We start from the raw sequence: 26,376 nt of genomic DNA, 5'->3' as shown, positions 1-26,376 counted from the left end.
TTAGGGTGGACACGACACGGGAGGTGCTCGGATGCGGACCGAGTGGGATCGACTGATCAGGCGGATGCGCGACGCGCGCGCCACGGCGACGCTGCGTCAGATGCGCGAGACGGACGCCCTGCTGACCGGCGCGGTCGCGCTCGTCCTCGGCTTCCTCGTGGCCTTCGTGATCTTCTGGCACCGCACGCTGTCGATCACCGGGCCGTGGTCGGTCGGGATGGTCGCCGCGATCGGCGGCGCCGCCGTCGCAGTGCTGGCCTTCACCGCGGGGCGCATCGGGCTGCGGATGGAGGCGGCCGAGGCGCCGGAGAAGCAGGATCCGGATGCGGCGAACGACGGGTTCGCGACGCCGGGCCAGCGACTGCGCTGGTACGAGCTGACGGCGATCGCGCTCGCACACGGCGCCGTCGCGCTGCTGGCGCTGTTCGGGCTTGCCGCCCTCCTCGAGGCGGGCTTCCGGGATGCGCCCGTGTTCCCGTTCCCGGGGGCCGTGCTGGTCGGGGTCGCGCTCGCCCTCACCGCCTATGTCTGCTACCTCAGCGCGGCCGCGCTGAGCCCCACCTCGATCTCGCTGATCCTGGCGATCTTCCTCGTGATCGGCGCGCTCACGGCGATGCTCGAGGCGACGGACCCGCACTGGTGGCGCGACAACCTCTCCGCCCTGGGCATGGCGAGCAACGCCTCGTCCCCGGCGTTCAACACGACCCTCATCGTCGCGGGGGTGATGGTGACCACGATCGCCCGCTACGCGACGGCGGCGCTGCCGGTGCCCGAACCCCGGGATGAGCGCGGGCGCACGATCGTCCGGGTGGGGCTCATCCTGATCGGGATCCTGCTCGCGTGCGTCGGGATCTTCCCCGTTGACCGCTTCTTCCTCCTGCACAACACGGTCGCGACCGGCATGGCCGTGTGCTTCGCCGTGGTCGTGGTCGGGTTGCCGTGGTTCCTGCGCCGGATCTCGCGCGTGTTCGTCGCACTGGGCTGGATCTACGTGCTCGTGATCGCCCTGCTCGGCGTGTTCTTCGCGACCGGGTACTACAACCTGACGGCGGTCGAGCTGATCGCCGCCGTGCTGATCTTCAGCTGGATCATCGTGTTCCTGCGCACGGCGGGCGCCGACCACGGAGCGTGGGATCAGCAGCGCGCCGGCCGTGCCGAGGCGGCCGCGCGGAGCTGAGCAATGCCGCTCAGGCGGGCGGCGTCTGCGCCGCTTTCGGGCGTCAGCCTGTGGCTTCCGGGGGTCAGGCGCCTGGCGTCCACTCGACGTTCATGTCGGGGCGGATCACCACGGTCTCGCCGGGCTGGAGGGTGTGCTCCCCAGGGTCCGAGCCGACGTGGTTGTACCGGCCGATCATGAGCGGGTTCGTGCAGAGCCGGTCGCCGATGGACCAGATGTCGTCACCGGGAGCGGCCGTGTAACTGAGGATGTCTCCGCCGGCGTCGCGGTTCACGGTGCCGGTCGCGCCCGCCGAGGGGCCGCGGTCGTCGGGGTCTCCGACGAGCCGGCCGTAGCTGTGCGCGCCCACGTCGAAGATCTGGATCTTCGAGTAGGTCGTGCATCCGTTCGGGAGGTCCCCGGCCTTCACGCTGATCCCGTCGCCGAGCCAGATGACGCGATCCGGGTCGGGCGTCGGCGTGGACGTGCCGCCCGGCATCGGGCCGGCCGTGCTCGCCGCCGATGATCTGACAGAGTGTGCCGCCGTCGCGGGGGAGACCCGCGGCGAGGCGATGAGCGCCACGATGCCGACCGCGGCGACCCCCGCGGTCGCCCAGGCGATCGTCGCGGCGCGTTTCATGATTCAGAACCTAACCCGGCCGGAGGACGGGCGCCAGCGCTCGCCGTAGGGCGCCGTTGATCCGGAGGAGACCGGCGTTTCGTCTCGGTCGCCTTCGGCGTCCTCGCTCGACGAGCCCGGGAGGGCGGTGGTGTTCGGTGTCTTCGCTCGACGACCCCAGGAGGGCGGTGGTGTTCGGCGTCTTCGCTCGACGACCCCACAGGGACGCCACCCCGGGCTCGTGTTTCAGGCGAGGATTTCGGTGCGTGCTCTGCCGCCGGGGCGGGGTGGGCCACCGGTTCCGGGTGGGGGCAGGAACCAGACCTTCGCACGGATGCCGGTGCCGTCGACGCGGATGGTCCAGTCGTTGTCGTGGATGAGGTGGTGGCAGGTCTCGCACAGCAGAACCCCGTTGGTGAGGTCGGTTTCGCCGTGGTCGCGGGCCCACCAGTCGATGTGGTGGGCTTTCGTCATTGTGGGTGGGAGTCCGCAGAACGCGCATCCGCCGTCGCGTTCGACCAGGGCGAGGCGCTGGGCGCGACTGAACAACCGCCGATCCCGCCCCCAGTGCAGGATCTCCCCGTCTTGCCCGCATACCCACCGGCTCACCCCGCCCCCGCCCGCCATGCGGCGGACCGTGTCGATGCTGACGGGCTGGTCGAGCCCGTCGATGAGCCCGAACCCGGTCCCGGCCTCCAGGTCGGTCGCGTTCACGCGGACGATCACCGTCGCCCCGTTCAAGGTCCCCTTGCCCTCACAGGTCAGGGCGTGCTCGGCGAGGTGCACGAGCGCGTCGGCCTGGACCTGCGGGACGGTGCGCCGGTCCGCGTCCGGCGCGTTCGGGTCTCGCCCGTCCCGCTTCGCGGCGAACTCCGCCGACACGAACCCTCCGATCGCGGTCTTCACCGCCGCACCCCGCACAGGATCCAGGACCGCGGTCACATGCAGCATCCCCTCCCGCTCGAACAGGGTCACCGACGCCCGGGCCCGCAGCTCCTCCTCCCGGGGTGCGACCCCGTCCGGATCCAGATGCGCCTCCAACCGGGTGAGCATCCGCCGCACCTCATCGTGCGACAGCCCCGGCGCCTTCCCGACCAGGAACTCCTCCGCCTCCGCGGTCTTCTCCCGCCCCACCCTCACGATCATCCGATCCAGAAACCCCACGATCACCCCCGCCGCCGCCGCCCCGATCCGTCCCGCGACCAGCGCCTCCCGCACGGCCGGGAACTTCGCCGGCAACACCTCCCCGACCAGGTTCGCCCGCGGCGCCGTCGCCTCCCCGACCTTGACGAGCCGGGCCGCGTCCCCGGTCGACGCCCCGGTCGTCGTCGCGATCAACTGGGCCGTGTTCCGAAACCCCTGCTGCCTCGCCAACGACTGCGGCCCCAGCTCCGGCCGCGACTCCTCCGCCAACCGGGCAGCCACTTCCGCATGCACCCCATCCGCGGTGCGCTTCACCCGCCCGATCGCCTCATTCACCGCCACCAGCCGCTCCCGCGACAGACCCGCACCAGAGGAGGCATCACCCCACGCCTCCACCAGAAGCCGAGTGGCCTCCAGAAGCGGATCAAGGGTGCTGGACATACCCCGAGCCTACCGAGAATCGCTGATCCGTTCGAAAGTTGTCCACAGCCAAGAAGATCACCTGACCTGGGAATTTCCTTGTGATGATGGCGAGGGGTGGATCAGCAGGAGCCGGATCTCCGATCGGCCCGGCTGGGTAGGGCTCGGCTGCCCAGGTACCCGGCGGCCGGCTCGGCGCTCGCTCTCGCGGTCGCCGCTCCTCTCGAGGAAGCCTCCCCTCGAGCTCATCGTGCAGCTTCCGGGCGGCGTTCCGTCTCCGGTGCACCGCGAACAGCTCTCCCCGCTGCATCTCGCACGGGTGGCTCCGGGAGCTCGGCTGCGGGTCAGCCTGATCCCCGGAATGTCTGCGGGCGTCCTCAGCCGGCCGCGCCGGACTGCTGCTCCGCCAGCACGGCCGCGAGCGCCTCGACCTGCGCCTTGCCCGCCTCGTCGACGGTCAGCGACATGATCGACGACATCGCCAGGAGCACCTCGAACTCGCGGGGATCGCGCGGCTTGCCGAAGAGCGAGGTGCGCTCCTTGATGCGCACCTCCCGGTACGTCGAGACCGGATTGCGGGCCGTCTCGAGCTTGCCGTGGTGCTTGAACTTCGTGACCGTCGCGCCGTCGTACACGATCGACTCGCCGTCGGTCCCCGTCACTTCGATGCTGCTCGTCATGCGCAGATTCTAGGGCCGGGGATCCGGGGCGGAAACGGGCGGATCGGATCCGGATCCCTTCGCGGCTGGACGAGCGCCGTGCACTGGATGACAAGCCCCGGCACCCCGCACGCGCCCACAATGGGAGGACGCATCGTCGTCCGCATACTCGAAGGAGAGACCGATGACCGACATGTCCGCCGCGTCCGCGCTGCTCGACCGCATCCAGGCCCCGGAAGGCAGCGGGCGGGACATCCCCGACGCCGCCACGCGCGAGGTCATCGGCCGCGCCCCCGTGCAGACCGTCGCCGATCTGGACGACGCCATCGCCCGCGCCAAGGCCGCGCAGCCGGGCTGGGAGGCGCTCGGCCACGCGAAGCGCAGCGAGCTGCTGCTCGCCGCCGCCGACGCGATCGACGCGAACGCGGAGGCGCTCGCGCTCCTGCTCTCGCGGGAGCAGGGCAAGCCCCTGAACGGTCCGAACGCGCGGTTCGAGCTGGGCGCGTGCTCTGCCTGGCTGCGCACGAACGCGACTACGGTGCTCGAGCCCGAGGTGCTCGTGGACGACGAGAACCTGCACGCGGAGCTCGTCTACAAGCCGGCCGGCGTGGTCGGTGCGATCGGCCCATGGAACTGGCCGCTGATGATCACGATCTGGCAGATCGGCCCCTCCCTGCGGATGGGCAACACGGTGGTCGTCAAGCCCAGCGAGTACACCCCGCTCAGCGTGCTGGCGATGCTCGCCGTGATGAACGACGTGCTGCCCGCCGACGTGCTGATCGGGATCTCCGGCGATCGCGAGGTCGGCGCGCGGATCGCCGCGCACCCCGACATCGACAAGATCATGTTCACCGGGTCCACGGCCACCGGCCGCAAGATCATCGAGAGCTCGGCCGGCAACCTCGCCCGCCTGACGCTCGAGCTCGGCGGCAACGACGCGGGCATCGTGCTGCCGGGCACCGACCCGGCCGCGATCGCCGAGGACCTGTTCTGGGGCGCGTTCATCAACACGGGGCAGACCTGCGCGGCGATGAAGCGGCTCTACGTGCACGACTCGCTCTACGACCAGGTCGTGGATGCGCTCGCCGGCATCGCCGCGAACGTGCCGATCGGCAACGGGCTGGATGAGAACAACGTCCTCGGCCCGCTGCAGAACAAGCAGCAGTTCGACATCGTCTCGCGCCTCGTCGAGGACGCGAAGGCCCGGGGCGCCCGCGTCGTGACCGGCGGCGAGGCCGCCCCCGAGCTCGGCGAGCTGTTCTACCGGCCGACGATCGTGGCCGACATCGACAACGACGCCGCGCTCGTTCAGGAGGAGCAGTTCGGGCCGGCGCTGCCGATCATCCGCTACTCCGACGTGGACGAGGCGTTCGCGCTCGCCAACGCGGTCGACGTGGGCCTCGGCGCCTCGGTGTGGTCGAGCGACCCCGAGGCGGCACGCGAGGCCGCGACCCGCATGCAGTCCGGCACCGTATGGATCAACTCGCACGGCGGGCTGCACCCGATGGTGCCGTTCGGAGGCGTGAAGAGCTCGGGCTACGGGCTCGAGTTCGGCGTGGCGGGCCTCAAGTCCGTCGCCGTGCCCCAGGTCGTCTCCGGACCCGGCCGGAAGGCCTGAGCCATGGCCCGCTCCGCGATCGTCGTCGGAGCCGGCACCTCGGGGAGCATCGTCACCCGGCGTCTCGTCGACGCCGGGTACGACGTGACGCTCATCGAGGCCGGCGGCTACGACACCAACCCCGCGATCCACGACCCCTCCCGTGCGGGCGAGCTCTGGCACGCCGCCGAGGACTGGGACTACTTCACGGTGCCGCAGGAGCACGCGGCCGGCCGCCGGCTGCACCTGCCGCGCGGGAAGGTGACCGGCGGATCCCACGCGCTGAATGCGATGATCTGGGTGCGCTGCGCCGGCTCCGACTTCGACGGCTGGGAGCGCTCCGGCGCCACCGGCTGGGGCTGGGCCGAGGTCGAACCGGTCTACGACGCGATCGAGAACGACCTGCTCCCGGTGACCGACGACTACGCGCTCGTCCCGATCCAGCAGTCGATCATCGACGCGGCCGTCGAGGAGGGGCTGGAGCACAACCCCGACTACAACGGCGGCACGCTCGACGGCGTCTCCCAGGAGCAGGTCACGATGCGCGACGGACGTCGTGTCAACACGTGGATGGCGTATGTGCGCCCGGTCGAGGATGCGGCGAACCTGCGGATCGTCACGGATGCCGAGGTGCAGTCCGTGATCGTCGAGGACGGCGCGGCCGTGGGCGTGCGGCTGAGCGATGGATCCGAGCTCCGTGCGGACGAGGTGATCCTCGCCGCCGGTGCGCTGGGCAGCCCCGCGATCCTGCTGCGCAGCGGCATCGGCCCGCGCGAGGACCTCGAGGCGCTGGGGATCGAGGTGCTCCGGGACGTCCCCGCGGTCGGCGCGAACCTGCACGACCATCTGCTGTCCCCGGTGATCTTCACGACCGCGCAGCCCGTCGGTGCACCGCAGCCGGGGGTGTCCGTCACGCAGACGCACCTGTTCTGGCGCTCGCGCGACGGCCTCGCCGAGCCCGACACCCAGCCGATCCACTTCTCGGTGCCGATGTGGGGCGAGCTCGAGCCGCGTCCCGGCGCGCACGGGCCGGGCGACGGCTTCACGCTCATGGCGGGCCTCGTGACGCCGCACAGTCGAGGCGCGCTGCGCCTGTCCGGCCCCGGCGCCGAGGATCCGCTCCTCATCGACCTCGCGGCCCTGGAAGACGACCGCGACGTGGCGGCACTCGCCGCCTCCGTGCGCCAGGCGCGCCGGATCGGCGCCCGGCCCGCGCTCGCGGGGGAGTGGGGCGCGACCGAGGCCTACCCCGGCGCGGAGGTGACGGATGCCGATGTCGAGGACTGGGTGCGCCGCACCGCGATCACGTACCACCACCAGGTCGGCACCTGCCGGATGGGCACGGATCCGGACGCCGTCGTGGATCCGCGCCTGCGGGTGAACGGCGTCGCCGGGCTCCGCGTGATCGACGCCTCGGTCATGCCGACGATCACCACGGGCAACACGAACGCCCCCGCCGCCGTGATCGGCGAGCGCGGTGCGCGGTTCCTGCTCGAGGACGCGGACTAGGAGTCGGCGGGGCCGGGCCCGTCCGGGGTCCGGCCCCGCAGCTCCGCGAGCAGGGCCTGCAGCCCCGCCTCGATGCGCTCGTCGCCTGCGACCTCGGGCAGCAGCACCGACACCATCTGCCAGCCGGCGTTGCGCGAGGCGACCTCGCCGACCGCCGTGTCGATGTCGATGTGCGCGGCGAGCTCGCCGTCCTCCCGCGCCTCGACGAGGAAGCGGCGGAACTGGTCCCGCCAGCGCTGGTTGTTCTCGCGGTGGATCTGGGTGACCCGGGTGTCCTGCGAGGCGTGGTCCCAGAAGGCGATCACGACGCGGGCGTATTTGGGGCCGAGGTCTCCGAACGGGAGGATCTCGCGGCACATCTGCTCGAGGGCGTCGAGGCCGCGCTTGCCCGCGACCTCGGTGAGGATCCGTCCGTTGGCCTGCACGTGGAGGCGGACGAAGGACGCGGTGAGCAGGCTCTCCTTGGTCGGGAAGTAGCGCGCGATCGCTCCGTGCGTGTAGCCGGCTTCGGCGGCGATCTGGCGCATCGTGACGCGCTCGAAGCCCTCTCGGGCGATCACCTTCGTGGCCGCATCCGCGATGTGGTCCCGCCGTTCGTCGTGGTCAACGATCTTGGGCACGTCAGTCCTCCTCCGATCCTGATGATCCTAGGGGCGCGGCGCCGGGGCGCCGGGCGATCTTTCGTGTCCACGTGGACACGTAAGATTCCGAAACATCTTGACAACTCTAACGCCTTGCTGGATATTTAAGTGACCAAGTGGTGATTAAAGACGATGAAGTCGCACCGCAGCGACGCCTCCGCTCCGAGATCCCATCCCTCGTTCTGACAGGAAGCACACATGCACATCACGCGCGCACTCCGTGTCGCCGCCGCGGTCGTCGCCGTCGGCGCGGCCGCCGCCCTCGCCGGCTGCTCGTCCTCTTCCGGCAGCGCCGAACCGGGGAAGAAGGGCGATCTCACCACGGTCAAGGTCGCCACGATCGGGCTCACCTCCGACGGCAGCCTGCTGACCGGGATGGCGAAGGGGTTCTTCGCCGATGAAGGGCTCAAGATCGAGACCTCGATCGTCGCGAACCCGCCCGCCGGCCTCGCCGCCGCCCAGAGCGGCCAGGTCGACATCGCGTACTCGCCCAGCATCCCGCTGCTCAACGCTCTCAGCCAGGGGGTGAAGATGAAGGTCGTCGCCCCCGCCGACGGCTACCCGGATGCGGCGACGAGCGCCTCCGACCCCGCGGCGTTCGACGACACCGGCCTGTTCGCGAGCGCGTCCAGCGGCATCACCTCGGTGAAGGAACTGGCGGGCAAGACGATCGCGATCCCGGCCCGCAAGGCCCAGCTCGAGGTGGTCATCGCGGAGCAGCTCAAGAAGAACGGCATCGACCCGGCGACGGGCGTCAAATGGGTCGTGCTCGACTTCACCTCGGCCGTCGCCGCCCTGAAGAGCGGCAACGTCGACGCGGCGGGGCTGGTCAGCCCCTTCACCGCGCAGGCGCTCTCGGCGGGCAACCCCCAGCTCGCCGCGCCGTCGATCGGCTTCTTCGAGACCGGTGCGACTGGGCTGTGGACGGCGGGCGACGCGACCGTGACCTCGAAGAAGGACGTCGTCAGCGCCTTCCAGCGCGCGATCGCGAAGTCCAACGAGTACGCGACCGCGCATCCCGAGGAGGCCATCAAGGCCGGCCTCGCCTACACGAAGTCGACGCTCTCGGTCGACGAGGTCAAGGTTCCGGTCTGGCCCGCCACGGTGACCGAGCAGGATCTGCAGCGCCCGAACGACAAGATGGTGGATCTCGGGTTCCTGAAGAAGCCGGTCGACCTCACGGGCGTCATCCTCACGAAGTGACGACCGTGACCCGCTCCCGCATCCTCCCTGCGCTGCTCGGCGCGGCCGGCGCCCTGACCGCACTCGTGGTGTGGCAGCTGGCCGCGACGGTCGGCCCGCTCGCCGGTGCGCCGCTGCCCTCCGCCCTCGAGGCGCTGGGCGCGGCGGGCCGGCTGCTGGGCACGCCGCAGCTCTGGCAGGCGACGGCGGACACCCTGGTCATGGCCCTCACCGGGCTCATCGCCGCCGCGATCGTCGGCGTGCTGCTGGGCATCGCGATCGGATCCTCTCCGCTCGCGATGCACGCGACCAGGGTGCCGCTGGAGTTCCTCAAGCCGATCCCCCCCATCGTGATCCTCCCGGTCGTGGTGCTCGTGCTCGGCCCCACGTCGGGGATGGGGACCTTCCTCGTCTTCTTCGGCTCCTTCATCGCCATCGCCGTGCAGTCCTCCGCGGGCGTCTTCGACACCGACCCGGTGGCCCGCGCGACGGGGGCGTCCTACGGGATGAGCCGGGGCGAGATCCTCACCCGGATCGTGATCCCGAGCGCGCTGCCGTACATCGGCACCGCGCTCCGGGTCGCGGCGCCCACCTCGCTCGTCATCGCCGTCGTCGCGGGCCTCCTCGGAGGAGGACCGGGGCTCGGCCAGAGCCTGCTCATGTCGCAGATCTCCGGCAACCAGCCCGAGCTGTTCGGCTACGTGCTGATCCTCGGCGTGCTCGGCCTGCTCATCCAGGGGCTCAGCCAGTGGGGCGAGCGCCGGCTCCTGCACTGGCACCCGCAGTACCGGAAGGCGGAACACGCATGACCCTCACCACGTCCGTGCAGACCAGCGCGCGGCTCCGGCGCGGGCGCCGGCTGAGTTCCGCTCCGCGCTGGCTGCTGATCCTCGTCGAGATCGCGGTCCCCGTGGTCCTCATCGCGCTGTGGTGGATCGCCTCGGCGGGATCCACGAACACGTTCTTCCCGCCGCTGTCCGCGATCCTCACCCGGCTCGGCGAACTCATCGGAACGCCCGCGTTCCTCGGCGACATCGGCATCTCGGTGCTGAACCTCGTCGTGTCGTTCCTCATCGCGACGGTCGTCGGCGTGCTGCTGGGGTGCGCGCTCGGGCTCATCGCCCCGCTCAGCTGGTTCGTCGAGCCGACGATCCACTTCTTCCGGGCGATCCCGCCGGTCGCGCTCGTGCCGATCTTCGTCTCGCTCATCGGCTTCGGCAACGGCACGCGCATCCTCTCGATCTCGCTCGCGGCGCTCTTCCCGATCCTCATCTCGACGATCGACGGGGTGCGCGCAGGTGAGCCCACGCTGCAGATGGTGGGGCGCGTCTACCGACTCACCCGTGCGGAGCGGCTGTTCCAGGTGACTCTGCCGGCCGCGAGCCCGCGGATCCTCTCCGGCATGCAGGTGAGCCTCATCACCGCGTTCGTCGTGATGATCGCGAGCGAGATGCTCGGATCCTCCGCGGGCCTGGGGGCCGCGACCCTGCTCGCGCAGCAGTCCTTCGCGATCGCCGACATGTGGGCGGGCATCATCGTGCTCGGCGTGCTCGGCTACCTGTCCACCGCCCTGTTCGTCCTGTTCCGCCGCGCCGTCCTGCGCTGGTACATCGCCTCACAACAACTGGAGAAGAGCGAATGAGCCTCACCACCAGCCCCCGGCTCAGCGTCCAGGGCCTCGCCAAGACCTATCGCACCAAGAGCGGTGACGTGCCGGTCATCGCCGACCTCACCTTCGACGTGCAGGCCGGCGAGGTGGCCTGCATCGTCGGGCCGTCCGGCATCGGCAAGACCACGCTGCTGAAGTGCCTCACCGGCCTGCAGCCGATCACGGCCGGATCCGCCCGCATCGACGGGAAGGAGATCGACGGGCCGCCCGAGGAGATGGCCCTCGTCTTCCAGGAGTACACGCGCTCGCTCATGCCGTGGCTCACGGTCGAGAAGAACGTGCGACTGCCCCTCCGCCACCTCCGGCTGAGCGCCGCGGAACGGGAGGAGCGCATCACGTCGGCGCTCGCCGCGGTCGGGCTCGCCGGCGCGGGCGCGAAGTACCCGTGGCAGCTCTCCGGCGGCATGCAGCAGCGCGTCGCGATCGCCCGCGCGATCGCCTACCGTCCCGAGGTGCTCGTGATGGACGAGCCCTTCGCCTCCGTCGACGCGCAGACCCGGTTCGAGCTCGAGGATCTGTGTCTGCGGATCCGCGAGCAGTTCGGCATGACGATCCTCGTCGTGACCCACGACATCGACGAGGCCGTGTACCTCTCGGATCGGGTCATCGTGCTCGGCGAGCGGCCCGCCCGGGTGACCGAGATCATCGAGATCGACTTCGGCGGTCCTCGCGACCAGCTGGAGACGCGGGCGACGGCGGAGTTCGCCGAGCTCCGCACCCGCATCTTCGGCCTCATCCGGAAGGCGGGCTGAATGGACCGCGCTGCTCGCGGCTACGAGGGCTTCCCCGGGCGGATCGGCGAGTTCACCTCCGAATCGGATCCCGCCTGGCGGGCGCGGCCGACCGCGCCCGAGGGGGCGCCGAACATCGTCGTCATGCTCGTCGACGACCTCGGCTTCAGCGACCTCGGGCCGTTCGGCGGCGAGATCCGGACGCCCGTCATCGACGGCCTGGCCGCCGACGGCTGGTTGTTCACGAACTACCGCACGGCGCCCATGTGCTCCCCGGCCCGGGCTGCGCTGCTCACCGGACTGAACCCGCACCGGGCCGGGTTCGGCTTCGTCGCACACATCGATCCCGGCTACCCCGGGTTCGCCTGCGAGCTGCCGGCGGATGCGCCGACGCTCGCGGAGTCGCTGCGCGCCGGCGGCTACGCGACCTTCATGGTCGGCAAGTGGCACCTGACGGTCGAGTCGCGGCTGCACGACGGCGCGGACCGGTCGTCGTGGCCGCTGCAGCGCGGCTTCGACCGCTACTTCGGGTCGATGGACGGCTTCACCTCGCTGCATCACCCGCACCGGCTCGTCCAGGACAACTCGGTGGTCGACGTCGCCGAGTTCCCGGAGGGCTTCTTCCTCACCGACGAGCTGACCGATCGCGCGATCGGGATGATCGACGAGCTCCGCGTGAACGAGCGCCGCAAGCCCTTCTTCCTCTACTACGCGCACACCTCGGTGCACGGGCCGATCCAGGCCAAGGAGGAGGACATCGAGCGCTATCGCGGCCACTACGAGCGCGGCTGGAATGCCGTGCGGGAGGAGCGCTTCGCGCGTCAGCGCGCCCGCGGCATCGTGCCCGCGCATGCCGAGCTGCCCGGGGATCCGCTCGCGGACGGCGACCGGATCCCGCACTGGGACGACCTCGGCCCCGACGAGCGGGCGCTCTTCGCCCGCCACATGGAGGTCTACGCCGCCGCCGTCGACGAGATCGATCAGAGCGTCGGGCGCCTGCTCGCCCGGCTCGACGAGCTGGGCGAGCGCGAGAACACGATCATCGTGATCGCGAGCGACAACGGGGGGACGGCCGAGGGCGGCCCGACCGGCACGCGCAGCTACTTCTCCCAGTTCGGGCTGCACGGGGCGGTGCCCGAGGGGTGGGTGAACGACGTGCCCCGCGAGCTCTCCGAGATCGGCGGGCCCCGGCTCTACGGGCAGTACCCGACGGGCTGGGCCCGGGTGTCGAACACCCCGTTCCGGTCGTTCAAGTCGAGCACCTACGAGGGCGGCGTGCATGCCCCGCTCGTGATCTCCTGGCCCGCCGGCGCGGCCTCGCCCGGACTCAGGGACCAGTTCGTCTTCGTCTCCGATCTCGCCCCGACGCTGCTCGAGCTCGCGGGCGTCGCGCGTCCGGAGCGATGGAACGGCGCGGAGGCCCCCGAGGTCGACGGCGACAGCATCGCCGGAATACTCGCGGATCCGGCCGCGCCGGGGCGCGAGCAGCAGTACTTCGAGTGCGTCGGCCGGCGGGCGCTGGTCGAGGGGGAGTGGAAGGCGGTCTCGCCGATCCCGCCGACGCGCGCCCAGGGCGCCGCCGGGGGCACGTGGGAGCTCTACCACCTGCCGAGCGACCCGACCGAGACGCGCGATCGTGCGGCGACGGAGCCCTCGAAGGTGCGGGCGCTCGCGGAGCGCTGGCGCGAGGAGGCCTGGCGCAACACCGTGTTCCCGCTGGACGACGACGGCACCCTGCACGCGGTGCGCCCCGGGACCGAGGCCCCGCTCTCGGAGCCGGTCGAGCTCGTGCCGTTCCGTCCGCCGCTCGAGCGGTTCCGCTCGGCGCGGCTCACGGTGCTCCGCTCCTTCGAGGTGCACGCCGAGCTCGACCTCGGCCCCGGCGCCGAGGGCGTCCTGCTCGCGCACGGCGATCAGGGCGGCGGGTACCTCCTCGCCCTGGACGGCGACGAGCTGCTGCTCTCCTACAACGCTTACGGCGCGATGCGCCGCGTGCGCACGACCGCCCCGGGTCCCGGCCGTCACCGCATCGTCCTGCGGGTGCGGGCCGACCTCGGTCTGCGCTGGAGCCTCGCGCTCGATGTGGACGGCGTGGAGCGCATCAGCCTCGACGACGTGCCGATGCTCGTCGGCATGGCCCCGTTCACCGGCATCAGCGTGGGCTACGACTACGGCGGCCCGGTGGACTGGGAGATCTACGAGCGGCACCGCTCCTTCCGCTTCAGTGGCGGCCGGATCCTCTCCCTGCGCTACGTGCCGGGGGAGTCGTCGCCCGAGGACGCGACGGTGCTCCGCGCGATCGAGCAGGAGATGCGCGACCTCGTGGACTGAGGTGCGCGGGGTCTTCGTCGGCAGGCAAGGCCGCATCCGCGCCCGGAGTCAGGACGGTGCGAGGAGGTTCGCGCTGTAGGGGACGCGCAGGGTCTCGGCGAAACGCTCGAAGAGCGCGGGGTCGCCTGCGAGCTCGACCGCGCCGGTGGCGACCGCGTCTTGTGCGCTCAGTGTCCCGGCGAGCACATCGCGGATCCCCGGCCCTGCGGTGATTTCGAGGTCGGCGTGCTCGACGAACCCGGGGTCGGCGGTAATGGCGCCGCCGCGCATCACGACGTGCGACTCCACCTCGCCGACCCGCACGTTGTACGTCGTGTCCCAGTCCGCGGGCACGACCGTGTCACCCGCCGCCACCCGGAGCGCCGCGGTGATCGACGCCGTCGTCACGATCTCCCCCTCACGGGGCAGGCGCATCCCGCCCGCGCCCCAGCGCGACAGCGCCTCCAGGGCCGGTCCGAGCTCCTGGCCGCGCGGCGTGAGGCCGTAGACGACGGAGCGCTCCGAGCCGACCGGGGCCGCCCGCTCGACGATGCCCTCGTCCTCGAGCTCTTTGAGCCGGGTCGCCAGGGTGTTGGTGGGGATGCCCGGGAGGCCGGCGGCGAGATCCGAGTAGCGTCGCGGCCCCACGCTGAGGTCGCGCAGGATCAGCAGCGTCCAGCGCTGCCCCACGATCTCCGCCGCGCGGGCCAGGCCGCAGAACTGGCCGTAGTGCTGATTCGTCATGGATCTCAGATTACCACTTGACTTCATTATTTGTAGTGTGCTTTATTTTTTGCAGTAACCCGGATTCGGGCTCCCCAGGAGAAGGAGAAGGACATGACCGCCACCATCGCCCCGCCCGAGGTCGACGCCTCGTCGGATGCCGGCTCCGCCCGGGAGGCGCGCAACCGCACCGCGCTGCGGCTGCTCCTCGCCGCCGTGTTCGTCGTGTTCCTGAACGAGACGATGATGGCCGTCGCGCTGCCTCGCATCCAGGAGTCCCTGCACATCGATGCGACGCGCGGGCAGTGGCTCACCACGGCGTTCGCCTTGACCATGGCCGTCGTCATCCCGACCACCGGATGGCTGATGCAGCGCCTGCGCACCCGTACCGTGTTCGCTCTCGCGATGTCGAGCTTCGTCGTCGGCACGGTGATCGCCGCCCTGTCGCCGGTCTTCGAGATGCTCGTCGTCGGACGGGTCGTCCAGGCCACGGGCACGGCGGTGATGATGCCCCTCATGATGGCGACCGTGATGACGATCGTTCCCGCCCACGAGCGCGGCCGGGTGATGGGGCGCGTCTCGATCGTCATGTCGGTGGCTCCGGCCGTCGGCCCCATCGTCTCCGGCGCCCTCATCCAGGTGCTGCCGTGGCAGGGGCTGTTCTGGGTGATGCTGCCGATCGCGCTCGCGATGCTCGCCATCGGGATCCGTCGGATCCCGAACGTGTCGGAGACCCGCGCCGTCCCGCTGGACGTGCTCTCGGTGGTGCTCGCTGCGCTCGCCTTCTCGGCCCTGGTGTTCGGTCTCAGCCAGATCGGCGCGGCGGCGGTCGGCCAGGCGGCGCTGCAGCCGTGGATCCCGATCGTGGTCGGGCTCCTGACGCTCGGCCTCTTCGGCTGGCGGCAGGCCGTCCTGCAGCGCACCGATGCGGCCCTCCTGGATCTGCGGACCTTCCGCTCGCGGGACTTCGCCGTCGCGGTGGCGATGATGACGGTCGGCATGGTCTCGCTGTTCGGCGCCTTCATCGTGCTGCCCCAGTTCGCGCGCTACACGCTCGGTCTCGATCCGCTGTGGGTGGGCGCGATCCTGCTCCCCGGAGGACTGCTGATGGGGCTCGCGGGGCCCTCCGTCGGGCGGCTCTACGACCGGTTCGGGCCGCGTCCGCTCGTGATCCCGGGGTCGCTCGGGCTGGCCGCGTCGCTGTGGACCCTCGCGCTGGGTCTCGGCGAGCACTCGTCCTGGGTGATTCTGCTCGGCGCGCACATCGTCCTGATGCTCTCGCTCGCCTTCCTGTTCACCCCGGCGTTCAGCTCCTCGCTCGGCTCTCTCGCTCCGCACCTGTACTCCCACGGCAGCGCCACGATCGCGACGCTGCAGCAGGTCGCCGGCGCGGCCGGCACCGCGATCTTCGTGGCCCTCTACGCCACCGGCGTCGCTACCACGGGGGCGGCGAACCCCGAGCTGCCCTCGCCGGCCGCCGCCGCGCACGGCTCGCACCTCGCGTTCCTCGCCGGAGCGATCCTCTCGTTCGTCGTCATCGCACTCGCCCTGTGCGTGCGCCGGCCCGCGGCCGCCGAAGCGCCGGATGCGCCGGAGGCGGTTGCCTGAACCGTCGACGCCCCCTCGGAGAACCCGGGCCCCCTCGCACAGACGTCTCTGCGAGGGGGCCCGGATGCTGCGAGGGGGCCTCGACGGAGGAGGGCGCGCAAGCGCGCGCGGGGGTCAGTCGTCCAGCAGGGCGGCGGCGTACATCGGGCGGGCGGCGTCGGCGCTCGGCGGATGGAACAGCCCCGCCGTCGCGTCGCGGTACAGCCGGCTCAGCTCGTGGCCGTTGTCGAAGCCGGCCCCGCCCGTGCACATCAGGGCGGCCTCCGCCGTGCGACGGGCGGCGGTCGAGGCGTTCAGGCGTGCGCTCACGAGCAGCAGCGGCCAGCGCGCGCCGTGATCGACGCGCTCGTCGAAGTCGCGGCAGTACGCCTCCAGCTGCGCGGGGACCGCCAGGTACTCGAGGTGGGCGTCGGCGAGCCGGGTGCGCGACTCGGGCACCTCGGCGTGGGTCGCGCCCGCCTTGGCCGACCGGCGCTTCTTCAGGCCCGCCGCTCCCAGATCGAGCGCGCGGCGCGCGACGCCCGCATAGACGGATCCGATCAGCAGCTGGAAGTTGCTCGTGATCGCGAACGTGAGCAGATCCGGCACACGGCCGACGGCGATGCGGCGGTTCACCCGCTCCGGTTCCATGCGCACGTCGGTGAGGATCGTGGCCCGGCTCTGCGAGGCGCGCATGCCCATCACATCCCACTGGTCCGACACGGCGATCCCGTCGGCGTCGCGCTCGAGGAAGCCGTAGACGAGCATCGGCTCCTCCGGATCCGTGTCGTCCCTGCCGTGCGTGATCAGGCGCGTCCAGACGGGGGAGAGCGAGGTGAAGATCTTGACGCCGGTGAGTGTGTAGCCGCCGTCGGGCTGCGGGACCGCGACGGTCTTCGAGTCCTGCATGACCCAGTCGTTGGACGGCTCGCTGATCCCGAACGCGAAGACCTCGCCCGCCATCGCCTCGGTGAACACGACGTCGAGGGAGTGGTCGCCGCGGTCGGCCAGGGCCTTCGCGACGCCGGTGCACATGAGATGCATGTTCACCGCGAGCGCGGTCGCGGGGGCCGCGGTCGCAAGGCGCTGCTGCAGGTGGGAGACCTCGTCGAGGCTCAGTCCGGGCCCTCCGTGCTCCTCGGGCACGAACAGCAGCAGATAGCCGCGATCGGCGAGCTCGGCGAAGTCCTCGTCGAAGAACCGGTTCTCGCGGTCGTACACCGCCGCGCGCTCGCGGAACCGCTCCAGGAGATCGTCCGGGAGATACCGCTCGGCGAGCTCGGCGTGGCGGGTGAGACGGTCAGTCATCGTGCCTCCAGGTGTTCGAAGATGAGGGCGCCGTTGTGGCCGCCGAAGCCGAACGACGGCGACAGCACCCGGCGCAGCGCGACGGAACGGGCCTCGCGGACGATGTCCCAGTCCGCGAACTCGGGGTCGTCGAGGTTGATCGTGGGCGGGATCAGGCCGGTCCGCAGCGACTGGATCGCGAGGACCGCCTCGACGGCCCCGGACGCGCCGAGCAGGTGCCCCGTGCTCGACTTCGTCGCCGTGATCGGGATCCGCCGCGCGCGGTCGCCGAAGACGGCGTGGAGCCCCGCGAGCTCGGCCGCGTCGCCGACCGGAGTGCCGGTGCCGTGCGCGTTGACGTGGTCTATGCCGTCCGCGGCATGCGGATCCAGTCCGGCGTCGGCGAGAGCCGCGGCGACGGCCGCCGCGGCTCCGCGGCCCTGCGGATGCGGGGCCGTGGGGTGGTGCGCGTCGCTCGACTCGCCGAACCCGGAGAGAACGGCGAGGGGCTCGGCGCGCCGGGCGAGGGCCGAGTCCTCGGCCTCGAGCAGCAGCGCGGCGGCGCCCTGGGCCATCACGAAGCCGCGGCGCCCGCGGTCGAACGGACGGCTGGCCGCGGCCGGATCCGCCTCATAGCCGCTCGCGAGCGCGCGCAGGTTCGCGTTCGCGGCGAGGTTGACCGGGTTCAGGCAGTCCTCCATGCCGACCACGAGCACGGCGTCGGCATAGCCGTGGCGGATGCGGCGCAGCGCGTCGCCGAGGGCGATCGCGCTGGACGCGCAGGTCGCCGTCACCCCGTGCGCCGTGCCGCGCGCGCCGTAGCGCTCGCTGAGCAGGGCGGCCGCTGCGTCGGGAGCGCCGTGAACGACCAGGCTCAGGGGCACGCCGCGCGGGCCGCGCGCGTCGATCGCGCGGGTGGCGGCCTGCATCTGGTCGATGGGACCGGATCCCGTCGCGGCGAGGACGGCGGTGCGGGTCGCGTCCCAGGGGAGCGGAGCACCGGCGCGCAGGGCGGCGGTGTCGACACCGGCCTGGGCGAGGGCCTGATCCGCGGCGGCGATCGCCCAGAGCTGGGCGGGGCTGAGGCGGCGGCTCAGCGGCGGCTCCACGAGGCCGGTCGCATCGAAGCCGCGCACGGCGCCCCCGATCCGCACGGCCAGGCCCTCGAACTCCGGGGCGTCGAGCGCCGTGATCGCACTGCGGCCCGCGACGACCGCCTCCCAGAGCGAGGGCACGTCGAGCCCGCTCGGCGTGAGGGCGCCGAGGCCGGTGACGACGACGCGCCGGCCGGCCGTCACAGCCGGACCCCTTCGCCGCGCTCGATGAGCGCGGTGGTCTCGGGGCGGCGGATCTTGCCGCCCGCGGTGCGGGGGATCCGATCGAGCCGGTACCAGCGACGCGGCACGAACTGCGGGGCCAGGCGGTCGCGCGCCCAGGCCTGCAGGTCTGCCTTCGACGGGGTAGACGCGCCCTCGACCACGAGCGCCACGACGGCGCCGAGGCGCGGATCGGGAAGCGCGATCGCGCACACCGCGCCGAGCCCCGGCATGCCGTCGAAGGCGCGCTCGATCTCGGGCAGCGAGACCTTGTGACCGCCGGTGGCGACGATGTCGCCCGCGCGTCCGGCCAGTTGCAGCCGCCCCTCCGTCATCCGGCCCATGTCGTGCACCGTCGCCCAGCCGTCGGGGCCGCGCAGCACGGCGTCCGTCGTGGCGGCGAGGTAGCCGTCCGAGCAGGCGGCGGCGCGGATCCACAGCGTGCCGAGCTCACCGTCGGGCACGGGCTGTCCGGAATCGTCGCGGATCTCGGCCGCCACCTCCTCGTACACGTCCAGCAGCGTGCCGTCGCCTCCCCGGCTGTCGCCGATGAAGCCGATCTCGGCGGCGCCGTAGTAGCTGATCAGGCGCACGTGCGGCAGCGCGGCGGCGAGGCCGTCGCGCAGCGCCGCGGGGAGGTTCGCCCCGCCGGTCACGACGAGGTCCAGCCCGGCGAACGCGTGCGGGTCGCGGCGGGCCGCATCGATGAGCACCTGCACCACGGCCGGCACGGCGACGATCCGGGTGATCCCCTCGGTCGCGACGCGGTGCGCCAGGCGTGCGGCGTCGAACGCGTCGGCGAGGTGGGCGCCGCCGCCGGTCGCGAGGCATTCGATGAGCGCGTACAGCGTGAGACTGTACGACAGGGGTCCAGGTGCGAGCGTCTCGACGCCGGGGCGCGGCTCGAGGTGCGCGCTCGAGACGGCGACGTTCTCGCGGTACTGGCGCCGGGTCTTCAGGAACGCCTTCGGGTCGCTCGTGGTGCCCGAGGAGAACAGCAGCAGGAACGCCTCGTCGCCGTCGCGGGCCGTCGGGGGATCCGCAGGGATCGCCGCCTGCTCGCGGTCAAGGAACTCGGCGAGCGTGAGCACCGTGCCGCTCCATCCGGCGTCGCCGAGGGCCGACGCGAAGGCGGCGTCGTCGCTGATCACGAGCCCGATCCCCGCGGCGGTCACGACGTGCACGCGGTGCGCAAGCGGCCATTGCGGGTCGATCGTCGCGGACACCGCGCGGTATCCGGCGAGCCCCGCGACGATCCGGGCGGCGTGGAACGCGCTCGCGACGCTGACCGCCGTGATCGGGATGCCCGCGGTCTCCGGGGCGGGCGCCGGAGGGGCGGCCTGGGCGCGATGCGCCGCGTCCACGACGGCGAACACGCGACGCGAGTCCTCGACGAGGCCGGCGTAGTCGAGGACGCCGTCGGCGCCCACGATGGCGGGCTGCGCAGGATGCCGCGCGGCGGTGGAGAGCACGGTCGTGGTGATCGGCATGCCCCACCCTTCCCGTGACGCGGGCGCGGCCGGCCCGGGTCCGGCTTCCCGATCCAGTGTAGGACCGGGCGGCGGGCGCAGGACCGCCGCGAGTCAGTCCGCGCCGGCCCCGTCGTGCAGGAGGGCGACCGCCGACGCGAGCGTGTCGCCGTCCGGGATCCGTCCCTCGGGGCTCAGCAGCCAGAGGATCCCGAGGCCCTGGGAGAGCACGAACTCCAGCTGCCCGAGCGCCAGTGCCTGCTCGGGCGTGAGGTCGGGGTAGGCCGCGACGAGGCCTTCGGCGACGCCCCGGTACCCCTCCTCGACGGCGGCCTGCATGCGGGTCAGCGCGGCCGGGTCCCGCATCATGCGCACGGCGTTCTCCATGCTGGCCAGCAGGGTCTCGCGGTTGGCCGCGAACACGTCGGGCATGCGGTTCCACAGGGCGGCGAAACCGGCGAGGCGGGGGAGGTCCTTCGCCTCGACGATGGCGGCCTCCATGCCGTCCCCGATCCCGGTGCCCAGCGTGTCCAGGAGCGCCTCGGTGACGAGCTGATCCTTCGAGCCGAAGTGATACCCGATCGCCGCGAGGCTCACCCCCGCGGCCTGGGCGATGTCGCGGGCGGTGGCGTTCGCGACGCCCCGCTCGACGATGACGCGGCGGGCTCCGGCGAGCAGATCCTCACGATTTCCCATGCCGCCATCCTAGGCAGGATTTAGACGCTGGTACTAGACACGCGTCTCAGACCCGTGTAGACATACGTCTTAGACAAACGTCTAAATCACTCGCACCGAGGAGAACGCCATGTCCGCACCCCACGTCCTCATCTCCGGCGCCGGTATCGCCGGGATCGCCACGGCCCTGCAGCTCGTCCGCAGCGGGATCAGCACGACGGTCGTCGAGCGCGCGCCCGGGCCGCGCCCGGGTGGCCAGGCCGTCGATCTGCGCGGCGCGAGCCGCGAGGCTGCGGAGCGCATGGGGCTCATGCCCGGCATCAGCGCCCGCCGGCTGCACGAAAAGGGGATGGTCTACGTCGACGGACGCGGGCGCTCGTACGGACGCATGCCGGTCGAGCTCTTCGACGGGCGCGGCGCGGTCGCCGACGTCGAGATCGCCCGCGGAGATCTGAACCAGGTGCTCCTGGATGCGCTCGCCGAGGCCGCCGCAGCGTCTCCGGGGCTCCTCTCGCTGCGCTACGGCGACCGGATCGAGGCGCTCGCGCAGGACGATGCCGGTGTCGAGGTGCGTTTCGGGTCGGGAGGGCCGGAGCGCTTCGATGCGGTGCTCGGCGCCGACGGGGTGCACTCGGCGACGCGGCGGCTGGCCTTCGGGCCGGAGGAGGGGTTCGCCACGCGGCTCGGCGGCTACGCGGCGTTCTTCACGATGCCCACTCCGGCCGGCATCGAGGACGGCTGGTTCTCGATGCGGATCGTGCCGGGCGCGATGCTCGGGATCCGCCCCGACCGGGATCCGGCGACGTCGAAGGCGATGCTCACGCTGCGCGTCGGTCACGATGCGGCGCTGCGCGGCGATCGCGCCGCGCAGGAGGCCCTGATCCGCCGGCTCATCGAGGGCGCCGGGTGGCAGGCGCCCGCCGTGCTCGCGGCGATGGGGGGCGCGGAGGACTTCTACTTCGACGAGCTCGCGCGGGTCGACGTGCCGGACGTCGCGAACGGCCGCGTCGCGCTCGTGGGCGACGCCGGATACTGCGGAACCCCGCTCAGCGGCATGGGTACCGCGATGGCGCTCGTGGGGGCGTACGTGCTCGCCGGTGAGCTCGCGGATGCGTGCACGGAGGACGTGCCCGCGGCGCTCGCCCGCTACGCGCGGCGGATCGAGCCCTTCATCGCCGACGGCAAGAAGATCCCGTTCGGCAGTCTCGAGCGCGCGGTCCCGGCGTCGCGCGCGGGAGCGGTGCTGGGCCGGCTCACGACCCGCGTGATGCTCTCCCGGCCGTTGCGCCCGCTGATGAAGCGCGCCTTCGCCGAGAACGCGACCGATGCTCTCCCGCTGCCGGTGGCCGGAGCGGACGCCGCCCGCGCCGCCGGGTGAGACGGCCCGCGGCCGCGCCGCGAGGTGAGACGGCCCGCATTCGGCCCGCACTCGGGGCGCACTCGGCCTGCGACCGGCGCTCCGTGAGTCTTGCATCATCTTGCGATGCAAGATAGCTTGTCAGGCATGACAGCGGACGTCGGGGCGCAGATGCGCAAGGGCGTGGTGGAGTACTGCGTGCTCGGCCTGCTCGCGCGCGGCCCGATGTACGGCTGGGAGCTCTCGGAGCGGCTGATCGCCGAGGGCCTCATCGCCAGCATCGGCACGCTCTATCCCCTGCTGTCGCGGCTGCGGCAGAGCGGATGGGTGCGCACGTTCGAGCGCCCCTCGGAGTCGGGTCCCGTGCGGCGCTACTACGAGCTCACCGAGGACGGCGTGCGGCAGCTGGCGCAGTTCCGGACATCCTGGACGCCGTTCGCGCGCAGCGTGGCGGGTCTGATCGCAGAGAGCCCGCCGGCGGCGCGGGCGACCGCAGAGGGGGAAGCATGACCGAGGCCGAGGCGCAGAGCCTGCGCGAGGACTACCTGGGACGACTCGACACCGCGATCGCGGATCTGCCGTGGCGGGTCGCGAACGAGCTGCGCAGCGGCGTCGCGGAGGAGCTCGACGGGCTCGACGCCGCGGAGACGCGGCGGCGGATCGCGCAGCTCGGGGATCCGGCGCGGATCGCCGCAGCCGCGAAGGAGGAGACGGGATCCGCCCCGCCCGCACCGGTCGTCGTCGTGTCCCCGGCACCCGCCCCGCCGGTGAAGCCGGCCATGGTCGACACCAAGTGGTTCGCGATCGTCGGCGCCCTCGTGCTCGGCATCGGCACCTTCCTGTTCCCGGTCGGCGGATGGGTGATCGGGGTGGCGCTGGTCACGTCGAGCCGGTTCTGGTGGCGGTGGGAGAAGGCGGTGGCGATCCTGCTGCCGCTCGCGGTCGGCGTCGTCATCGGGCTGGTCTCGCTCCTCGGCGCGCTCTGGCAGGTCGGCGGGTCGGCCTCGGGTCCCGGCGCCGTGAATCCGCTGCTGCCCTCGGGGCTCGCGATGTGGCACAGCGGGATCCTGCTCGGGTTCTTCACGATCCCGGTCGGCGCCGCCTGGCTGCTCTGGCGCCTGCGCGGGCGGGACATCCCGCGCCGCTGACGGCGCGCCGCTCCCTGCCGGAACCCGGGCGCCAGGCTCGGAGTCGTACGCCTGCGTCGGAGGGATCCGCGAAAAGGATCCGAAGATCGCGTACATCTCCGAGTCAGGCGTGCACCGCTACGCTCGCGAGGTGAGCGCCGAGACCGTCATCCATGTCACGGCGAACGCACCCTGGCTGCCGCCCGGCGGCCGCGCCGAGGTGATCCGATGCGCCGCGCCGCCGCGGCCCCTGTGCGTCGTGCGGCTGCTGCTGCGTCGGGCCGATCTGGTCTTCTGCACTCCCCGGGCGGACGGAGGCCGGCTCGATCTGCCGATGCGGATCGTGCCCGACGAGGATCAGGACGGGACCGGCACCATCCGCGCACTCGCGGAGGAGATCGTCGGCGCGGATGCCGGCATCCGGTTCGTCGGCGCGGTGCGCAACGTCGTGGGTCGGCCGGTCTCCGGCTATGCCTGGCCTGCGCCGCTTGCGCACTTCGGCGTGTGGGAGTCGGCCGCTGCGCCGCGCGGAGACGGCTCCTGGATCGACGTCGCCGACCTGCAGGACCGCCACTGGCACCCCCTCGCCGCGGACTGAGAGACCACTGTCCTCAGGAGGGGCCGCGTGTGCACGCGGGTCTCCTGCGGACGGTGGTCTCTCGTCGGGCGGCCGGGCTCAGTCCGCCGCGTACACCTCGCGTCCGGCGAACCAGGTCGCGAGCACCTGGGCGTCGATGATGGCGTCGGCGGGGCCCGCGATCGCATCGCGGTCCAGCACGACGAAGTCCGCCGACTTCCCGACCTCGAGGGATCCGGTCTCCGCGCCGAGGCCCATCGCGACTGCGGCGTTGCGGGTGAACACCTGCAGCGCCTCCTCGGCGGTGATCGCCTGCTCGGGCCAGAGCGTGCCGGGCGCGCGGCGCAGCGGATCCGCCCGGGTGACGAGTCCCTGTATGCCCTCGAGCGGGTTCGGCGACTCGCTCACGGGCCAGTCGGATCCGCCGGCCACGAGGGCTCCGGCGTCGATGAGGGCGCGGTTCGGCTGGGAATGCTCCGCGCGCTCGCCGAGCACCTCGGTGAGCATCTGCGGGATGATGCCGGGGAACCAGATGAACGGCGAGATGTCGGCAACCACGTCGAGCGCGGCGAGGCGCGGGATGTCGCTGTCCGCGAGGAACTGCCCGTGCGCGATCTGGATCGGCGTGGTGAAGCCGTCGGCGCGCAGCCGCTCGGCGACGTCGAGCACGAGCCGGGCGGAGCCGTCGCCCGTGCAGTGCACCTTGGCGCCGAGGCCACGCTCGGCGACCTGGCGCAGCCAGCCGTGCAGCTCGTCGAAGGTCATCGTGGTCTCGCCGTGGAAGTGCGCGCCGTGCACCGCGTCCGCGACGTAGGGCTCCAGGAACGAGGCGGTGCGCGCCGGCGGCACCCCGTCCAGGAAGATCTTCACGAAGTCGGGGCGGTGGTGCGCGGTGCGGAACTCCTCGCCGCGCGCGATGAGCGGGGATCCGACCGGGTCGAATCCGAAGATCTCGTCGTTGACGAGCAGCGACGACACCACCCACGCGTCGAGCTCGCCGTCTGCGTCGAGGTCGCGGAGGGCGCCGAGGATGTCGGTGGAGACGCCCGCGTCCTGGAACGCGGTGATCCCGTAGCGGTTCGCGAGGTGCACGCCGTGCGCCGACGCCGCCCGGTGCTGCGCGGTGGTGAGTCCGCCGGAACGGTCGTAGGCCTCCTGCACGGGGATCCCGGCCGCTTCGAGCAGCACACCCGTCGGGGTGCCGTCGGCGGGGTCGAGGATCGTGACGCCGCCGGCCGGGATCGTGTCGGGGGTGATGCCGGCGAGCTCGAGCGCGCGCGAGCTCGCCCACCGGTTGTGCCGGGAGTCCTCCGCGATGACGACGGGGCGGCCGCCCGCCGCCTCGTCCAGCCGGAGCCGCACGGCCGTGCTCTGCAGCGACGGCAGCAAGGTCGAGGCGACCACGCCGCCGATGATCCAGGCGTCCTCGGGCAGAGTGGCCGCCTTCTCGCGCACCCGGTCGAGGATCTCGTCCAGAGTGAGCGCGGGCGGCAGGGTGAGTTCGAACAGCTCCGTGCGCCCGGCGAGCGCGTGGTGGTTGTGCACGTCGACGAAGCCGGGGTAGACCGCCGCCCCGCCGAGCTCGAGCACCCGGGTGCCGTCGCCGCGCAGGGCGTCGACCTCGGCGCGGGAGCCGATCGCGGCGATGCGCCCGTCGCGTACGGCGAAGGCCTCGGCGGTCGGGTGAGTCGCGTCCAGGGTGCGGATGACGTCGGCTGCGACGATGAGCTCGGCGGGGGCGGTCGTCATGTCAGGCCCCGGCCGCCGCGGCGTCCTGCGCGCCGAAGTTCGCCGGCTCGAGCTCGGGCGAGTGGTGGGTCACCGAGATCAGGCGGCCCCACGCGCCGAAGGTGAAGTGCGTGGGCACCTCGCCGGTCTCATCGAGGCCGAACAGCACGCCGTGCGAGCGGATCTTCGTGACGTCGCGATGGTCGGCGATCGTGACCGAGGCGCACGGGATGACCTTCTCGCGCCACGCGAACACGTAGATGCCGGGACGGATCTCCCACACGCTGTTCTCGTCGGTGTCGGCGAGCCCGCGCTCGGGACCGGCGAGGCACTGCCAGCTGTACCAGCGCTCCGAGAGGTAGACGTGCTCGTAGGCGTGCTCGGTGCTGTACACCCACTCGACGCGGCGGCCGATCAGCGCGGTCGTGGGGTGCGGCTCGTCGCCGGCGACCTCGGCGCCGTCGATGGTCGCGGTGCCGAAGTGGTGCACCACGCGGGTGCGTCCGGGCTCGAGCGTCGGCAGGATCTCGCTGATGATCGACAGCACGCGCCCCGCGCGCAGGTCGATCACGAGGGAGACGGCCTCGTTCGGCAGGTAGCGGTGGTGGAACTGCACGTAGAACAGATCCTCGTCGACCTCGATCGCCTCGTACGCGTCGGTGTCGGTGGCGGGCGCCGTCGGGTCGCCCTCGCCGGGGGTGTAGGTCCAGGTGACCTCGTCATCGGCGAACCGGTGCGCGATGCGGGTGCCGTTGGGGGCGGTCACGTCGATCTCGCGGCCGGACAGGGCCGTGGTGTGCGGCGCCTTGTTCGCGTCGAAGCCGGGGGCGAGGCCGTCCAGCGGCAGCCAGGTCGAGGTGTCTGCGGGGTTCATGGTGGTCATGATGCTCCTTG

At 72.1% G+C, this 26,376-nt stretch carries 24 protein-coding genes; 13 read left to right on the top strand and 11 right to left on the bottom strand.

The genetic code is table 11. The annotated features are described in order from the left end of the window. The first annotated feature begins 64 nt into the window (after positions 1-64). The gene (locus J8G10_RS00775; protein ID WP_251438573.1) at positions 65-1,177 is read left to right on the top strand and encodes a DUF998 domain-containing protein; all 1,113 of its coding nucleotides are present in this window, start codon (positions 65-67) and stop codon (positions 1,175-1,177) included. A 64-nt stretch (positions 1,178-1,241) separates the two neighbouring features. Here J8G10_RS00775 and J8G10_RS00770 read toward each other — a convergent pair whose 3' ends face one another. The 3 genes from J8G10_RS00770 to J8G10_RS00760 form a co-directional block, all read right to left on the bottom strand. Continuing rightward, positions 1,242-1,796 carry a hypothetical protein gene (locus tag J8G10_RS00770; RefSeq protein ID WP_251438572.1) on the bottom strand — a complete coding sequence of 185 codons (555 nt, stop codon included), beginning with the start codon at positions 1,794-1,796 and terminating at the stop codon, positions 1,242-1,244. A gap of 225 nt (positions 1,797-2,021) precedes the next feature. Then, positions 2,022-3,359, bottom strand: coding sequence for an HNH endonuclease signature motif containing protein (locus tag J8G10_RS00765; RefSeq protein WP_251438571.1), 1,338 nt, complete (start codon positions 3,357-3,359; stop codon positions 2,022-2,024). A gap of 356 nt (positions 3,360-3,715) precedes the next feature. Beyond that, entirely contained in the window at positions 3,716-4,018 is a 303-nt protein-coding gene (locus J8G10_RS00760) for a hypothetical protein (protein WP_251438570.1), read from the bottom strand. Positions 4,019-4,190: 172 nt separating this feature from the next. Between J8G10_RS00760 and J8G10_RS00755 the strand changes: the two genes are divergently transcribed. After that, positions 4,191-5,615, top strand: a complete 1,425-nt coding sequence (locus J8G10_RS00755) for an aldehyde dehydrogenase family protein (protein WP_251439358.1) — start codon at positions 4,191-4,193, stop codon at positions 5,613-5,615. A gap of 3 nt (positions 5,616-5,618) precedes the next feature. Continuing rightward, positions 5,619-7,103 carry a GMC family oxidoreductase gene (locus J8G10_RS00750; RefSeq protein WP_251438569.1) on the top strand — a complete coding sequence of 495 codons (1,485 nt, stop codon included), beginning with the start codon at positions 5,619-5,621 and terminating at the stop codon, positions 7,101-7,103. Here J8G10_RS00750 and J8G10_RS00745 read toward each other — a convergent pair. Continuing rightward, entirely contained in the window at positions 7,100-7,723 is a 624-nt protein-coding gene (locus tag J8G10_RS00745) for a TetR/AcrR family transcriptional regulator (RefSeq protein ID WP_251438568.1), read from the bottom strand. The two genes, J8G10_RS00750 and J8G10_RS00745, sit on opposite strands and share 4 nt — an antisense overlap. A gap of 219 nt (positions 7,724-7,942) precedes the next feature. Between J8G10_RS00745 and J8G10_RS00740 the strand changes: the two genes are divergently transcribed. The 5 genes from J8G10_RS00740 to J8G10_RS00720 are packed head-to-tail and all read left to right on the top strand — an operon-like array spanning position 7,943 to position 13,657. Beyond that, complete coding sequence (locus J8G10_RS00740; protein ID WP_251438567.1) at positions 7,943-8,947, top strand: ABC transporter substrate-binding protein; 1,005 nt, start codon at positions 7,943-7,945, stop codon at positions 8,945-8,947. Further along, positions 8,944-9,735 (top strand): ABC transporter permease subunit, encoded by a 792-nt coding sequence (locus J8G10_RS00735; RefSeq protein ID WP_251438566.1) that lies wholly within the window; start codon positions 8,944-8,946, stop codon positions 9,733-9,735. The genes J8G10_RS00740 and J8G10_RS00735 overlap by 4 nt, the downstream gene beginning before the upstream one ends. Next, positions 9,732-10,568, top strand: a complete 837-nt coding sequence (locus tag J8G10_RS00730) for an ABC transporter permease (RefSeq protein WP_251438565.1) — start codon at positions 9,732-9,734, stop codon at positions 10,566-10,568. Before J8G10_RS00735 ends, J8G10_RS00730 begins: the two co-directional genes overlap by 4 nt. After that, positions 10,565-11,347, top strand: coding sequence for an ABC transporter ATP-binding protein (locus J8G10_RS00725; RefSeq protein WP_251438564.1), 783 nt, complete (start codon positions 10,565-10,567; stop codon positions 11,345-11,347). Before J8G10_RS00730 ends, J8G10_RS00725 begins: the two co-directional genes overlap by 4 nt. Further along, the gene (locus J8G10_RS00720; RefSeq protein ID WP_251438563.1) at positions 11,348-13,657 is read left to right on the top strand and encodes an arylsulfatase; all 2,310 of its coding nucleotides are present in this window, start codon (positions 11,348-11,350) and stop codon (positions 13,655-13,657) included. Between the two features lie 48 nt (positions 13,658-13,705). Here J8G10_RS00720 and J8G10_RS00715 read toward each other — a convergent pair whose 3' ends face one another. Next, a complete protein-coding gene (locus J8G10_RS00715; RefSeq protein WP_251438562.1) occupies positions 13,706-14,380 on the bottom strand; it encodes a helix-turn-helix domain-containing protein in 675 nt (224 codons plus the stop codon). Between the two features lie 93 nt (positions 14,381-14,473). Here J8G10_RS00715 and J8G10_RS00710 point away from each other — a divergent pair, with 93 nt between their 5' ends. Continuing rightward, a complete protein-coding gene (locus J8G10_RS00710; protein WP_251438561.1) occupies positions 14,474-15,967 on the top strand; it encodes a DHA2 family efflux MFS transporter permease subunit in 1,494 nt (497 codons plus the stop codon). A 114-nt stretch (positions 15,968-16,081) separates the two neighbouring features. Here J8G10_RS00710 and J8G10_RS00705 read toward each other — a convergent pair whose 3' ends face one another. The 4 genes from J8G10_RS00705 to J8G10_RS00690 all read right to left on the bottom strand — a co-directional run bounded on the left by J8G10_RS00705 (position 16,082) and on the right by J8G10_RS00690 (position 20,714). Then, positions 16,082-17,254: an acyl-CoA dehydrogenase family protein gene (locus J8G10_RS00705; RefSeq protein WP_251438560.1), complete on the bottom strand. Its 1,173-nt coding sequence runs from the start codon at positions 17,252-17,254 to the stop codon at positions 16,082-16,084. Continuing rightward, positions 17,251-18,531: a beta-ketoacyl-[acyl-carrier-protein] synthase family protein gene (locus tag J8G10_RS00700; protein ID WP_251438559.1), complete on the bottom strand. Its 1,281-nt coding sequence runs from the start codon at positions 18,529-18,531 to the stop codon at positions 17,251-17,253. The genes J8G10_RS00705 and J8G10_RS00700 overlap by 4 nt, the downstream gene beginning before the upstream one ends. After that, positions 18,528-20,039: a class I adenylate-forming enzyme family protein gene (locus tag J8G10_RS00695; protein WP_251438558.1), complete on the bottom strand. Its 1,512-nt coding sequence runs from the start codon at positions 20,037-20,039 to the stop codon at positions 18,528-18,530. Before J8G10_RS00695 ends, J8G10_RS00700 begins: the two co-directional genes overlap by 4 nt. A 93-nt stretch (positions 20,040-20,132) precedes the next feature. Beyond that, positions 20,133-20,714, bottom strand: a complete 582-nt coding sequence (locus J8G10_RS00690) for a TetR/AcrR family transcriptional regulator (protein WP_251438557.1) — start codon at positions 20,712-20,714, stop codon at positions 20,133-20,135. 109 nt (positions 20,715-20,823) lie between these two features. Here J8G10_RS00690 and J8G10_RS00685 point away from each other — a divergent pair, with 109 nt between their 5' ends. The 4 genes from J8G10_RS00685 to J8G10_RS00670 all read left to right on the top strand — a co-directional run bounded on the left by J8G10_RS00685 (position 20,824) and on the right by J8G10_RS00670 (position 23,775). Then, positions 20,824-22,071 (top strand): FAD-dependent monooxygenase, encoded by a 1,248-nt coding sequence (locus tag J8G10_RS00685; RefSeq protein WP_251438556.1) that lies wholly within the window; start codon positions 20,824-20,826, stop codon positions 22,069-22,071. 126 nt (positions 22,072-22,197) lie between these two features. Further along, on the top strand, positions 22,198-22,560 hold the full coding sequence (locus tag J8G10_RS00680; RefSeq protein WP_251438555.1) for a PadR family transcriptional regulator: 363 nt from the start codon (positions 22,198-22,200) through the stop codon (positions 22,558-22,560). Next, on the top strand, positions 22,557-23,198 hold the full coding sequence (locus J8G10_RS00675) for a hypothetical protein (RefSeq protein WP_251438554.1): 642 nt from the start codon (positions 22,557-22,559) through the stop codon (positions 23,196-23,198). Before J8G10_RS00680 ends, J8G10_RS00675 begins: the two co-directional genes overlap by 4 nt. Positions 23,199-23,328: 130 nt before the next feature. After that, a complete protein-coding gene (locus tag J8G10_RS00670) occupies positions 23,329-23,775 on the top strand; it encodes an NUDIX hydrolase (protein WP_251438553.1) in 447 nt (148 codons plus the stop codon). Between the two features lie 78 nt (positions 23,776-23,853). Here the strand turns inward: J8G10_RS00670 and J8G10_RS00665 are convergent, their stop codons facing one another. After that, on the bottom strand, positions 23,854-25,503 hold the full coding sequence (locus J8G10_RS00665) for an amidohydrolase (RefSeq protein ID WP_251438552.1): 1,650 nt from the start codon (positions 25,501-25,503) through the stop codon (positions 23,854-23,856). A gap of 1 nt (position 25,504) precedes the next feature. Beyond that, positions 25,505-26,365, bottom strand: coding sequence for a MoaF C-terminal domain-containing protein (locus J8G10_RS00660; protein WP_251438551.1), 861 nt, complete (start codon positions 26,363-26,365; stop codon positions 25,505-25,507). Positions 26,366-26,376: the final 11 nt, after the last annotated feature.

It is taken from the genome of Microbacterium sp. USTB-Y, from assembly GCF_023703415.1.
Classification (GTDB): Bacteria; Actinomycetota; Actinomycetes; order Actinomycetales; family Microbacteriaceae; genus Microbacterium.
This window is presented reverse-complemented; position numbering and strand designations above follow the sequence as displayed.

Coding starts and splice junctions, on each gene's coding strand:
- J8G10_RS00705 (WP_251438560.1), bottom strand. CDS start 17,254: ATGACTGACCGTCTCACCCGCCACGCCGAGCTCGCCGAGCGGTATCTC.
- J8G10_RS00715 (WP_251438562.1), bottom strand. CDS start 14,380: ATGACGAATCAGCACTACGGCCAGTTCTGCGGCCTGGCCCGCGCGGCG.
- J8G10_RS00765 (WP_251438571.1), bottom strand. CDS start 3,359: ATGTCCAGCACCCTTGATCCGCTTCTGGAGGCCACTCGGCTTCTGGTG.
- J8G10_RS00775 (WP_251438573.1), top strand. CDS start 65: ATGCGCGACGCGCGCGCCACGGCGACGCTGCGTCAGATGCGCGAGACG.
- J8G10_RS00685 (WP_251438556.1), top strand. CDS start 20,824: ATGTCCGCACCCCACGTCCTCATCTCCGGCGCCGGTATCGCCGGGATC.
- J8G10_RS00675 (WP_251438554.1), top strand. CDS start 22,557: ATGACCGAGGCCGAGGCGCAGAGCCTGCGCGAGGACTACCTGGGACGA.
- J8G10_RS00750 (WP_251438569.1), top strand. CDS start 5,619: ATGGCCCGCTCCGCGATCGTCGTCGGAGCCGGCACCTCGGGGAGCATC.
- J8G10_RS00710 (WP_251438561.1), top strand. CDS start 14,474: ATGACCGCCACCATCGCCCCGCCCGAGGTCGACGCCTCGTCGGATGCC.
- J8G10_RS00690 (WP_251438557.1), bottom strand. CDS start 20,714: ATGGGAAATCGTGAGGATCTGCTCGCCGGAGCCCGCCGCGTCATCGTC.
- J8G10_RS00755 (WP_251439358.1), top strand. CDS start 4,191: ATGTCCGCCGCGTCCGCGCTGCTCGACCGCATCCAGGCCCCGGAAGGC.
- J8G10_RS00740 (WP_251438567.1), top strand. CDS start 7,943: ATGCACATCACGCGCGCACTCCGTGTCGCCGCCGCGGTCGTCGCCGTC.
- J8G10_RS00680 (WP_251438555.1), top strand. CDS start 22,198: ATGACAGCGGACGTCGGGGCGCAGATGCGCAAGGGCGTGGTGGAGTAC.
- J8G10_RS00660 (WP_251438551.1), bottom strand. CDS start 26,365: ATGACCACCATGAACCCCGCAGACACCTCGACCTGGCTGCCGCTGGAC.
- J8G10_RS00730 (WP_251438565.1), top strand. CDS start 9,732: ATGACCCTCACCACGTCCGTGCAGACCAGCGCGCGGCTCCGGCGCGGG.
- J8G10_RS00760 (WP_251438570.1), bottom strand. CDS start 4,018: ATGACGAGCAGCATCGAAGTGACGGGGACCGACGGCGAGTCGATCGTG.
- J8G10_RS00720 (WP_251438563.1), top strand. CDS start 11,348: ATGGACCGCGCTGCTCGCGGCTACGAGGGCTTCCCCGGGCGGATCGGC.
- J8G10_RS00725 (WP_251438564.1), top strand. CDS start 10,565: ATGAGCCTCACCACCAGCCCCCGGCTCAGCGTCCAGGGCCTCGCCAAG.
- J8G10_RS00695 (WP_251438558.1), bottom strand. CDS start 20,039: ATGCCGATCACCACGACCGTGCTCTCCACCGCCGCGCGGCATCCTGCG.
- J8G10_RS00665 (WP_251438552.1), bottom strand. CDS start 25,503: ATGACGACCGCCCCCGCCGAGCTCATCGTCGCAGCCGACGTCATCCGC.
- J8G10_RS00770 (WP_251438572.1), bottom strand. CDS start 1,796: ATGAAACGCGCCGCGACGATCGCCTGGGCGACCGCGGGGGTCGCCGCG.